This window comes from Bartonella sp. HY038, assembly GCF_014117425.1.
GTDB lineage: Bacteria > Pseudomonadota > Alphaproteobacteria > Rhizobiales > Rhizobiaceae > HY038.
This window is the reverse complement of record NZ_CP059725.1, coordinates 3,234,712-3,247,056: the sequence shown is the minus strand read 5'-3', so window position 1 is coordinate 3,247,056 and position 12,345 is coordinate 3,234,712. Positions and strand designations below refer to the sequence as shown.

Genomic DNA, 12,345 nt, shown 5'->3' with positions numbered 1-12,345 from the left:
AACGAAGCCACTGCTATGAAGTGCTGCATATTTGATGTTTGTCGCCGCATTTGACGCCATAATGATTCGTCTTTTGCTCTGTCATTCGATAGTTATAGCTTTTTAAAAGCCGTTCAATTAACTAAAGCTGATTTCCCATGAGCTTTTCATGAGCTTTTGTTTCAAAAATTTGCAGTTTTTGGGTATTTCATTTTGGATGACGAGCATATTTTACATTTAAGTGTTTAAAGACAAATGCACACCCACGATAAAATCGCCATTAAGCGCCTACCTTATGAAGCTCTTGACCAAAACGGATAAGATCCGCAAGGGTTTTTGCCTTCATTTTTTGCATGACATTGCCACGTCGTACTTTAACTGTAATTTCACTCACATTAAGTTCGGCAGCAATTTGCTTGTTTAAAAAGCCTTGCACCACATAATCCATAACAGCGCGTTCACCACTATTTAGTAGACTATAACGACGTTGCAATTGAACATGACTATCTCTATGGCGCAGGTTTTCTTCGCTCACAGTCAATGCACGGTTAATTGCTTCTAATAAATCTTGATCGCGAAACGGTTTTTCCAAAAAATCAACCGCACCGCGCTTCATAGCGGTAACTGACATAGCAATATCACCATGGCCTGTAATAAAAATTACCGGAATATCGAGGTCAAAATTTTTCATCTTATCGTGAAAATCCATGCCACTTTGGCCCGGCATTCTTACATCAAGCACAAGACAAGATGGACAATGGGGATGCTCGGCACTTAAAAATGTTTCCACATCGGCAAAGGATGCTGTTTCTAGATTGACTGATGCTAATAAATCATCAAGTGCTTCGCGCACAGCAAGATCGTCATCAATGACATAAACCAGTTTTCTTGTATCCGTCATGGCTCACTCCGATTAATTTTATTTTCTGGCAGGGAAATGCTAAAGATTGCCCCACCTTTCGGATTATGTTCGACTGTAATAATGCCGCGATGCGCCTCAACAATAGCACGGCACAAGGTTAAACCAAGGCCAGTGCCCCCTTCTCTGGTCGTCCAAAAAGCATCGAATATTTGGGTTATTTGTTGGTCGCTCATCCCACAACCGCTATCAATAACTGATAATTGAACACGGTGTTGATAATAATTGGTTACCACAAGTATATTGCGTTCTTCCGGTCTTTTTTGCCGGACGGCTTCAATCGCATTCAAAATAATATTGGTAATAACTTGTAACATTTGCACCTTATCGGCGTTAATTAACAAAGGCTGCTCATCTTTTTCCCATTCAAGGTGTATGAGATGGCGCTCAATTAAATGGCTCGCAAGGGCAATAGCCTCTTCAACAATATCGTTGAGATCATAGGCTTGTTTATGTGGCGTTTCATTTTTAGCAAGTGAGCGAATGCGGGTAATAACATCAGATGCACGGCTAATTTCACGGTTTATTCGTTCTAAGGCAATTAATGCTCGTTCTACCTCAACTGGATCTTTTTTCAACCAATTACGACAAGCATCAGCGCTCGATCCGGCGGCGGCAAGCGGTTGATTAATTTCATGAGCAATAGAGGCGGTTAATTCTCCTAGACTTTTAATACGGGCAACGCGGTTTAATTGTTGCGTTGCCTTAAATGCTAAATCTTCAGCATTTTGTGCGCGCGTTACCAAATAGCTAGTCAATATAAGAGCCATTAAAGCAATAACACAATTAACAAGACCTGCTTCTGGCGCGCCGCTACGGGTTAAAAAGAAGGATAAAACCGTGAGCCCAATACAAATAACGCTTAATATCCATATGCCGCGCTGACTCAAAAAACGTGCGCTGATCAATATGACAACAATATAAAAAACCGCCGCAGCAATTTCTAATCTTGAAATAGTATCAAGAATAAAAATAATGCCAAGGAGCGGGGCAAGAGCAGCTTTGGTGAACAGATTTTTTATTTTCAGCCTTGTATTCCTATTCATGCCAATGTCGTCATGCCTTTTTATCGCATTTTGTAAAATGAAAATAGTCTTAATTTGTTGCCAAGTAATATCTTGTCTAAATACAGCTAATATGGGTTGAGATTTTTGTTAAATGAAAAATGTTCAAAAAAATATGAGCCAAAAATGCCTTAAAGGTGATAGGGATATTTGCAAGCTCCACCCAATTATTCATTGGTCAAAAATCCTGGCAGGGATAGAATAGGAATGGGAGGACAAATTGACAAATATCCCTATCACTTTTAAGGCAATAAGTCGGTCTTTACTGTTTAACAAGCGTTGCTTCAATTGTACTTAATTGACCATATTCGCTCGAAGCTCCTTGGTCTTGCTCACTATCTGAAAAAAGCTCTCTCAAGTTGGCATGCAAAGGGCAAATAAGATAGATTCTCAAAAATGTTGCACCAGCAAAGAGCAAAACAACTAAAGCTGCCAATATTTGTTGACCAAAACCAGCAAGGGTCATAGCTTCAAACATATCTTGTCTCCATATCGGAACTTGTTTTTTGCCAAAAGCATTCCATATGGCCAGTTGCTGGATCACGCACCCATTTGCAAACCATGTTAAGCTCATTTACTTGACGCTGCTGAGGAGCTGCATTTTGCAATGCTACTTCTGCAAATTTTCTTTTTAAGTAAATACCAATAAATTGAGCTGGATTGGTTGAGAAACGGCCATTATTTTTGGCAGAGAAATTGCGGGCAAAACCGCGATTGGTGTTCATTGTCATTTTAGTGCCTTTCTAGCCAAAGCTTTAAAAGGCACATTTACTGCGACCTTTAAAAGCTTTTACGGCTTATTTTTAATATGTAACTACTGTCGCAGTCGGGCATTATTTTCATCTTTCCCATAAAAATTGGATTTGTTTACTTTGCCTGTCACATGAAAGAAAGGCAACCATGCATAGGCATAGAAAACATATACTTAGGTATATCATTTCTATGATTATGGATAATTGTTTTATGCCTGCAGTCTGTGGCATCAGTGTTTTAGCTTGGGGTGAAAATTCCAACAGGCAAAAGATGCGGCTTTATAATGGAGGCCTTCAAGGCTAAGCAGCAGCATTTGCTTTCTAATTAACAAATAACCTTTCTTTTCAACAATAGTGGGTGATGTGTTTCACACATCACAGTTTTGTTGGCACAATAATAAAAACATCGATCAACTAATTCATAAATCAAAGCGCTAATGCTTAAAGTTGGAATTAGTTACAAGATAAAAGCTTGGTTTTAGGGATTTGCCAATGGCAGATATATCTAACACCCGGCTTTTCACTGGAGATAGTCATATGGATGACCCCGACAGTATAGACGCCGACGATATAGGACGAAGTCGGCAGAAATATAAAGAATTTAAAGAATGCAAAAACGCGCTCAAAGTGGTTAGAGTAGCCTTAAGGTAACTCCTTAATGTTGCTCGCTTAGGCGCGCGACAGGAGTTTGCCATGACAAGCAATAAAAATTTGTCACATAACGACCCAAAGTCCAATTCTTCTAAGCATAAAGCTAATGGGAAGAATGGTGGCTTTAATGCCCAAGCGGCACGCGAGGCGCAAAATAGCCTTGAAAACACCTTAAATAACCTCCATGCGAGCCTTGATGGCTTGACAACGGCAGATGCGCAAGCTCGCTTTAGCAATGACGGCCCAAATGAAGTCGCTCATGATAAACGGCCACCTGCCTTTATCCAGCTTTTAATTGCTTTTAAAAATCCATTCATCTTTGTTCTGCTTATGCTAGCGGCGATCCAATTTGTAACCGACTATTGGTTGCCCTTGCGTGCTGGCGAAGAAACAGACCTTACTGGTGTTATCATTGTTCTTACCATGGTAATGATCAGCGGTATTTTGCGCTTTTGGCAAGAATATCGCTCTGGTAAAGCGGCAGATGCCTTAAAAGCAATGGTGCGCACAACCGCAACGGTTTTACGCCGTGCAGATAATTCATCTGAGCCAAAGCGTATGGAAATTGCCATGCGAGAACTGGTCAGCGGTGACATTGTTTATCTTTCAGCTGGTGACATGATTCCAGGCGACGTGCGTCTTATTGATTCACGTGATCTTTTCGTGTCTCAAGCCGTTCTTACTGGTGAAGCTTTACCGGTCGAAAAATATGATACATTGAGCGCTGTCAGTGAAAAACATGCCGATGCAGTAGCAAGTGAAAAAACTGAAATTCTTGATCTACCCAACTTATGCTTTATGGGTACGAATGTGGTGAGTGGTAATGCTAAGGCATTGGTTATCGCAACTGGTCCATCAACCTATTTTGGTTCCTTGGCAAAATCGGTAGTGGGCACACGCTCACAAACCGCTTTTGATCGCGGCGTTAATTCGGTTAGTTGGCTGCTTATTCGCTTCATGCTGGTCATGGTACCGATTGTTTTTGTCATTAATGGTCTTTCAAAGGGCGATTGGCTTGAGGCGTTCCTGTTCTCTGTTGCGGTTGCTGTTGGTCTTACCCCTGAAATGCTGCCATTGATTGTGTCGGCCAACCTTGCCAAGGGTGCCGTATCCATGGCAAAGCGCAAAGTTGTGGTCAAGCGTTTGAACGCCATTCAAAATTTTGGTGCGATGGATGTTTTATGTACCGATAAAACAGGCACATTGACACAGGACAAAATTATTCTTGAACACCATATCAATAATTTTGGTGCCAAAGATAATCGCGTTTTGGAACTTGGTTGGCTTAACTCATTCCACCAAAGTGGTATGCGCAATTTGATGGATCAGGCGGTTGTTCACTCTGGCCAATCCTTCCAAGATGATCCTTCTATGCGCGCATATCGCAAGGTTGATGAAATTCCCTTTGATTTCATGCGCCGGCGTTTGTCTATCGTCCTTGAAAATATGAAAAAAGATCATATCCTTGTCACCAAGGGCGCAGTTGAAGAAATGCTTTCTATTTCATCCTATTGGCGCGATGGCGAAGAAGCCCGTCCCATGGATGCTATGGCACGACAAAAATTAACTGAAATTGCCGAACTTTATAATCGTGATGGCTTCCGCGTGTTAATCGTTGCAACACGCCGCTTGAAAGAGGAAGAAAAGGCGGAACTTTATAAAACTAGCATTGAAAGCGATCTTATTGTTGAAGGCTTTTTAACTTTCCTTGATCCTCCCAAAGAAACTGCGCGTCCTGCCATTGCTGCCTTGCGCGAAAATGGTGTTGCCGTCAAAGTTTTAACTGGTGACAATGCGATTGTGACCACCAAGGTTTGTCGTGAAGTTGGTCTTGAGCCGGGTGTGCCTTTATTAGGTCGCGAGATTGAGGCTATGGGCGAACATGAATTGCGCGAAAAAGTTGAAGAACGCACTGTATTTGCCAAATTGACACCATTGCAAAAGTCTCGTGTTCTTAAAGCCTTGCAAGCCAATGGCCATACAGTGGGTTTCCTTGGTGATGGCATTAATGATGCGCCAGCCTTGCGTGATGCAGATGTGGGTATTTCGGTTGATACAGCTACCGATATTGCCAAGGAAACAGCCGATATTATTCTGCTTGAAAAAAGTCTAATGATCTTGGAAGAAGGTGTTATCAAGGGTCGTGAAACCTTTGGTAATATTATGAAATATCTTAATATGACTGCAAGTTCCAATTTCGGTAATGTGTTCTCGGTTCTTGTCGCAAGTGCCTTTATTCCGTTCTTGCCAATGCTTGCAATTCACTTGCTCTTGCAAAACTTGCTTTATGATATTTCACAATTATCCTTGCCTTGGGATAAAATGGATAAGGATTATCTTGCCAAACCCCGTAAGTGGAGCGCCCGTAACATTGGCCGTTTCATGCTTTATATTGGGCCAACATCGTCCATCTTCGATATCACCACCTTTGCCCTTATGTGGTTTGTCTTTGCCGCCAATTCGGCTGAAATGCAATCATTGTTCCAATCTGGTTGGTTTATTGAAGGCTTGCTATCACAGACTTTGGTTGTGCATATGTTGCGTACTCGTAAGATTCCGTTCATTCAAAGCACGGCTGCCTTGCCTGTTCTATTAACAACCAGCGTGATTATGGCTATTGGTATTTATATTCCATTCTCACCCCTTGGTCATTATGTTGGGCTTGTTCCATTACCATGGAGCTACTTCCCATGGCTTGTCGGTACATTGTTTGCCTATTGCTGCGTTGCACAAGGTATGAAGGTATTTTATATCCGCAAATTCGGTGAATGGTTCTAAGATTGAATTTTTAAATTAAAAAATGCCCTGCATAAGTTGTTGCGGGGCATTTTTTATTTGACATATAGTTGTAAGGCTCATCTTGTATAAAAGGGTAATATGTAACCTAAGAGGGAATTAATCATGAGTGATAAGCCACAATTTTTGAAAGATAGTAAAGTTTGTAATTTGATATTTTTAGCTAATGATCTTGATGAAACGCAAAAATTTTATGAAGATCTTTTAGGTTTAAAAGTCACCCGCCTTATAGATGAAGACGAAACCTTTTTAATTGTTAATCAAAATGACGGTGTTGAGTTGGTTTTCTTTGAAGGTGAAGTTGAAGGTTCAACTTTTCCTGTTACAGTTTTTAACTTACCCAATGGTGGCATTAATAAGATTGTCGATGGCTTGGAGCAGGCAGGCATTACTATTATTAATGGTGTTTCGCCAGTTCCAGGTGGTTTGTCTGCCGATTTTGAAGATTGTAATGGTTATGTTCTATCTATCTGCCAAAACGAAGACCAACCATTATAATTCTAAAGGTTTATAATTACCTTTGTTAGTTTAATACAATAAATGCCAATTGAATTTTAAATTGGCATTTATTAAAATTTTTTGAAAAATTTTATTTAATTTATTTAATAAATTATACTGGGGAAAAATATGATTAGATTATTGGTTGTTTTATTTGTTTTGCTTTCGCTTAGTAGCCAATCAAAAGCAACTGAAATTACCATGCCTTTTGGCCCCAATATAGAAAAATTAGTGCTGCCCGATGATTGGACCTTTGAAATAATACCCTACGCTAAAAGGGCTAATCTTTATTATTTATCAAATGGTCTGAGTACGATAAGAATTTTTGACCACGATAATAGTGACCGTGATGATAAGCTTTTACTATGCAAGCCAAGTATTGACTTATATAAATTATCACCATGCGCTGAAAACACTTTTCAATATAAAAATTTATTAACCTACTCGGAACTTAGATATGATTGCCATGATGAAAGTTGTAACAATCTTATAAAAATCATTAAAAATAATTATATCGAGAAGAAAAGTTTCACTTTCGACGGTAAGACATTTGCTATTGGTGAGAAATGGCATCCTTTTACACGTACAAAATTTGGATTAATCGAAGTTTATGGATTTTCCTTTGAAGATCAAATAGAGCAAAGTATTATGATTATTCGCCGAAAGGCTACAAAGAGTGATAATATTGTGCGGCTCCTCAATAATATGGGCTTTTACGATTTTGCTAAAAATGAATTTGTTGCAGAGCAGATTGCTCAAAATGAGTACAATTTTTATGCCCTATGGCCTCAGCCTAACAAAATGTTAATGAATATTGACATTGATGAAAATTTTAATTTTTATGTGGCGCATATCAACCAAGAAAATCTTGTTGGTATCGAAGATTTGTTTAATTTTTTATCGCAAAAGTTTGAAAATCATAAGACACTAGACAGACCTGAGACTATAATAGCTCAAAAAAATATGCGCGTTGAAATAAGTGACGGCTATAATTTTAAATATATTGATGATTTAGGCTTTTGTAACCAATATAAAACCTTTGATGATTACGTTGCCTTTATAAAATCTAATAGCCATCTTGATTGGGCTAAAGTTGATTACCAGGGAAATGAAGCAATTAAAGCTGAATATACTTACAGTAAATCTACAAAGACCACCAAATTTTATAAAATGTGTATCGATGGAAAAACAAAAAACGTAATGAATTTTTTTCAGCAACAAGAAAACCAACAAGCTTATGATGCAATCGATAATAAGTTAACGCAAGGGTTGAAATAATTTTCGCATAAATAGCCAATCCATTTTTACCTAAAAAGGTTTAAAGCGGATAAGGTCAACTCCATTTTGTAGAGCCTTAATCGATGAAAAAATATCTCGTTATTTTGCTTTTTGAAACACACCTTTGTATTACTTTTCAAGTGGGGAAGCCCCCCGTATTTTGATTATCACTAAGCCGTTCAATGGTTTCGTCTTGCTTCCGCATTATGAAACAGCTTATATGTGGATGGCGGTTGCTTCCTCTTTAAAGCAGAGTGAAAAAACGACTAAAATTAACATTTAATGATTAAAAATGCGGCGATCTTGCTTTGGGTTTTAATTGCATGGTGATTTAATGAAACGTTTTATTATTGCTGTAATTGGTTTTATTATCATTGCTTTTGCTAGCATTGCTTTTCTTTATATCCATTATGGCGATCATATCACTTTACGACTGCGCGCCGATCTTAATGACCCTTACGCCCAACATAATTTGGGCGTATATTATTTAAACGGCGATAGCGTCACTAAAGATAAAACAGAAGCCGTTAAATGGTTTCGCCGCGCTGCAGAACTTGGGTTAGATGATGCCCAAAGCAATTTAGGCGTGATGTATTTAAGAGGTGAAGGTGTTGCCGAAAATTACAAAGAAGCGCTTAAATGGTTTCAATTAGCGGTTGAACAAAATAATTCAATGGCGCAATTTAATCTTGCTTATATGATTGAAAATGGGCTTGGTATTCAAAAAGATATTGAAGATGCAAAACGCCGGTATTTTTTATCTGCCGAGCAAGGCAATGCCAATGCCCAATATGCCATTGGTCTTTTATATTATTTTGGCAAATCAATGCCTGTTGATTATACAATCGCTGCCAAGTGGTTTCAAAAAGCTGCAGATCAAGGTTTGGCAGATGCTCAAAATAATCTTGGTAGTCTTTACAGTGCTGGTGATGGGGTTAAACAAGATTATGTTAAAGCAATATCACTCTTCAAACAATCGGCAGCTAAAGGCAATGTTGCAGCACAGACAAATCTAGGCGATCTTTATTTTGCCGGACAAGGGGCCGAGCAAAGTGCGATTGAAGCCGCAAAATGGTACAAATTAGCCTCTGATCAAGGCGATGCATATGCCCAGACCAAACTTGCAGTTTTTTATCAAACCGGCATTGGAGTTAAGAAAAATATAAGCAAAGCACTCGATTTTTTTAAACGTGCTGCAGAGCAGGGCAATGTTAATGCGCAATATCGTTTGGGCAAAATATATGAAGAAGGAATTGAGGTTAAACAAGACTATAAGGAAGCTGCCAAATGGTATTTATTGGCTAGCGAACAAGGTGACATAAATTCTCGCAACAATCTTGGTATGCTTTATATGTATGGTAGAGGTGTAGAGCTTGATTACAAAAAAGGTGTAGCGTTGATTAACACTGCCGCCCAAGCTGGACTGGCGGATGCTCAAACCAATTTGGGTGTCGCTTATAAAAATGGCACTGGTGTCGATCAAAATTATAGCTTAGCGATTGAATGGTTCGAGCGTGCTGTTGCGCAAAATTATCCGGAAGCTCAAAATAAGCTTGGTTTAATCTATATGGACGGCATGGGCGTAGATAAAGATTACTCAAAAGCCAAATATCTTTTTCAATTAGCTGCTGATCAAGGCTTAGCTATTGCACAGAATAATCTTGGTTTGATTTATATCAGTGAAAACAATGATAAACCCGATTTTGAACAGGCAGTAAAGTGGTTTGGCCGTTCAGCAGATCAGGGGGAAAAGGCTGCTCAATATAATTTGGGTCTTATCTATCTTAACGATCATCCTGGAATTAAACAAGATTATGCTAAATCAGCGCGTTTATTTAAATTGTCGGCTAAACAGGGCTATATAAAGGCACAAACTAATCTTGGATTTTTTTATTACTACGGTCATGGCGTGAAGCAAAATTATAGTGAAGCACTAAAATGGTTTAGCATTGCGGCTAAAAAGGGCGAGCCAGAATCACAATATTATTTGGCACTTATGTTTATGGAGGGAAATGGCGTTCAACAAAACAAAGAAACAGCTTATATGTGGAGCGTGCTTGCACTGTCTTTCGATTATAATCAACGCAATCTTCACTTACAAAATACCATAGGCAAAGACTTAACCAAAAAACAAATAACAGCCGCTAAAGCGGCTGCATCATTGTGTTATGAATCCTCTTTTACAAATTGCATTATTGAATAAAGCTTTAGGCCAGTTGATTGAGATTTTTGGTTAAAGCGGCAATTTGTTGCTCAAGCGCTTCAATCATTTCTGGATCATTGTCCCATTCCTCAAGAAAAAACCAGTTTTCATCAGGCGGACTGACCATATTTTCTAAAATTTCGATAGCTTTGGTTAAAAGCGGGCGCAAATCATCAAGCTTATTGCTTGGCCAAACATAGGGACGACCCAATGTTTCAAGCAAATAACAAGCAGCGCGAAACGCGCAATAATCCTCATTGGCTGGATCAAAATTTTCAATCAGCGTAATAATTGGCGAAAAATCCTTATCTTGCCAAAAATTTGCAAACCAATCTGCCGCTTCGTCATTTCCCCAAGGCTTTACACTCCAAGCGCCCATTTTCTTCTCCAAAATTTCATTAATTATTGATGCGTTTTGATATGATAATCTTAAGACTTATCTTGGTTATCTTTAAGATCAAGCGAATGGCGAGCTAAAAGCGGTGTTTGCAGAATTAAAAAGATGATGGTGATGGGCATTGTACCCCAAACCTTGAAATTTGCCCAAAAATCATCGCTGAAATTACGCCAGATAACTTCATTTAAAACCGCTAAGAAAATGAAAAAGCATGCCCAGCGAAAAGTAAGCTTGCGCCAACCTTCAGCATCTAGGCGAAAAGCTGAATCAAAGACATAGCCAAGCAGCGAGCGACCAAATAATAGCCCACCAAATAAGATAATACCAAATAAAGTATTGATAATTGTTGGCTTCATTTTAATGAAAATATCATTATGCAACCAAAGAGTTAAGGCGCCAAAAAACACCACGAATATACCAGATACCAAGGGCATAACCGGAATAGTACGGGTTAAAATCCATGATAGGATAAGGGCAACCACAATCGCCACCATAAAAATAGCCGTGGCTGGAAAAATTGGCTTATCAAAGCTTGAAAAAAAACTAATATTGTCGATAAGCCATTGCCCTTTATAGTTGGCAAAAAAGAACAAAACCAACGGCCCCATTTCCAATATTAACTTACCCATTGGCGACATTTGCGCCTTTTTTACCGCTGCAGCATCATCTGGATTTGGTTCAAAAATTGATTTTGTCATTCATCATGCTTTCTAAGGTCATGGATTTTACTTAAATTTAATTCAATCAGGTGAGATTTATGCTTGCTTAATCATGTTTACTTAATCATGTTTTCCGGCAATCGCTTGGGCAAATTCATTGGCTTTAAAGGGTTCAAGATCATCAATATCCTCACCAACGCCAATAAAGTAAACAGGTAATTTGTGCTTTGCTGCAATAGCCACCAAAATACCGCCGCGCGCTGTTCCATCAAGCTTTGTCATCACCAAACCATTGACCCCTGCAACATTGCGGAAAATCTCGACTTGATTAAGGGCATTTTGTCCAGTGGTCGCATCAAGGGTTTGCAAAACCGTATGCGGCGCGTCAGCATCATGCTTGCCTAAAACGCGCACAATTTTGGCAAGTTCATCCATTAATTCGGTTTTATTTTGTAAACGCCCTGCTGTATCAATGATTAATACATCACTGCCCGCTTCCCTTGCCTTTTCATAGGCTTCAAAAGCAAGGCTTGCAGCATCAGCGCCAAGCTTAGTTGCGACAACCGGTGAATTGGTGCGCTTGCCCCAAATATGCAATTGCTCAATTGCTGCTGCGCGAAAAGTATCGCCTGCGGCCAACATTACTTTTAAGCCACCACGCGATAATTTTGCTGCCAATTTACCAATGGTGGTGGTTTTACCTGTGCCATTGACGCCAACCACCAAAATAACATGCGGTTTATGCGAAAGATCAAGCTCTAAAGGTTTGGCAACAGGCGCCAAAACTTTTTCAATCTCATCGCGCATAATCACACGCACTTCATCGGTAGAAATATCTTTACCATAGCGGCCAGAAGCAAGGGAATCGGTAACCCGCATTGCCGTTTCAAGCCCGAGATCGGAGGCAATCAACACATCTTCAAGATCTTGCAATGTTTCTTCATCAAGTTTGCGTTTGGTAAAAATAGCACCAATTGAATCGCCGAGCTGACGTGATGAGCGCGACAAACCATTGCGCAAACGCTCAAACCATGAGCGTTTTACCGCAACGGGTTCTTCTACCACCACAACTTCTGGTTCAATAACTTCTTCAATATCGGCGCCAACACTGATGCGCCCCGTTTTTTTTGGCAATTCCTGTGGCGGAAA

General features: G+C 39.5%; 10 protein-coding genes and 1 pseudogene. 4 read left to right on the top strand and 7 right to left on the bottom strand.

The features are described 5' to 3' along the window. Positions 1-259 precede the first annotated feature (259 nt). The 4 genes from H3299_RS13965 to H3299_RS13950 all read right to left on the bottom strand — a co-directional run bounded on the left by H3299_RS13965 (position 260) and on the right by H3299_RS13950 (position 2,693). Positions 260-880: a response regulator transcription factor gene (locus H3299_RS13965; RefSeq protein ID WP_182418235.1), complete on the bottom strand. Its 621-nt coding sequence runs from the start codon at positions 878-880 to the stop codon at positions 260-262. After that, complete coding sequence (locus H3299_RS13960; protein WP_182418234.1) at positions 877-1,944, bottom strand: sensor histidine kinase; 1,068 nt, start codon at positions 1,942-1,944, stop codon at positions 877-879. Before H3299_RS13960 ends, H3299_RS13965 begins: the two co-directional genes overlap by 4 nt. A 280-nt stretch (positions 1,945-2,224) precedes the next feature. Next, positions 2,225-2,440, bottom strand: a complete 216-nt coding sequence (locus H3299_RS13955; protein ID WP_182418233.1) for a hypothetical protein — start codon at positions 2,438-2,440, stop codon at positions 2,225-2,227. After that, a complete protein-coding gene (locus H3299_RS13950) occupies positions 2,433-2,693 on the bottom strand; it encodes a hypothetical protein (RefSeq protein ID WP_182418232.1) in 261 nt (86 codons plus the stop codon). The genes H3299_RS13955 and H3299_RS13950 overlap by 8 nt, the downstream gene beginning before the upstream one ends. A 714-nt stretch (positions 2,694-3,407) precedes the next feature. Between H3299_RS13950 and mgtA the strand changes: the two genes are divergently transcribed. From mgtA to H3299_RS13930, 4 genes are all read left to right on the top strand, one after another. Then, positions 3,408-6,143 carry a magnesium-translocating P-type ATPase gene (gene mgtA / locus H3299_RS13945; protein WP_182418231.1) on the top strand — a complete coding sequence of 912 codons (2,736 nt, stop codon included), beginning with the start codon at positions 3,408-3,410 and terminating at the stop codon, positions 6,141-6,143. A gap of 123 nt (positions 6,144-6,266) precedes the next feature. Then, a complete protein-coding gene (locus tag H3299_RS13940) occupies positions 6,267-6,659 on the top strand; it encodes a VOC family protein (protein WP_182418230.1) in 393 nt (130 codons plus the stop codon). Between the two features lie 129 nt (positions 6,660-6,788). Beyond that, positions 6,789-7,937 carry a hypothetical protein gene (locus tag H3299_RS13935; RefSeq protein ID WP_182418229.1) on the top strand — a complete coding sequence of 383 codons (1,149 nt, stop codon included), beginning with the start codon at positions 6,789-6,791 and terminating at the stop codon, positions 7,935-7,937. A gap of 334 nt (positions 7,938-8,271) precedes the next feature. Next, positions 8,272-10,140 (top strand): SEL1-like repeat protein, encoded by a 1,869-nt coding sequence (locus H3299_RS13930; protein WP_182418228.1) that lies wholly within the window; start codon positions 8,272-8,274, stop codon positions 10,138-10,140. A 4-nt stretch (positions 10,141-10,144) separates the two neighbouring features. On the opposite strand, the gene H3299_RS13925 is transcribed toward H3299_RS13930, so the two are convergent. The 3 genes and pseudogenes from H3299_RS13925 to ftsY all read right to left on the bottom strand — a co-directional run. Continuing rightward, positions 10,145-10,519, bottom strand: coding sequence for a DUF4259 domain-containing protein (locus tag H3299_RS13925; protein ID WP_182418227.1), 375 nt, complete (start codon positions 10,517-10,519; stop codon positions 10,145-10,147). Positions 10,520-10,569: 50 nt separating this feature from the next. Then, positions 10,570-11,175, bottom strand: coding sequence for a septation protein A (locus H3299_RS13920; RefSeq protein ID WP_371739852.1), 606 nt, complete (start codon positions 11,173-11,175; stop codon positions 10,570-10,572). A gap of 141 nt (positions 11,176-11,316) precedes the next feature. Next, a pseudogene (gene ftsY / locus H3299_RS13915) lies at positions 11,317-12,237 on the bottom strand (signal recognition particle-docking protein FtsY); the annotation flags it as partial. Positions 12,238-12,345: the final 108 nt, after the last annotated feature.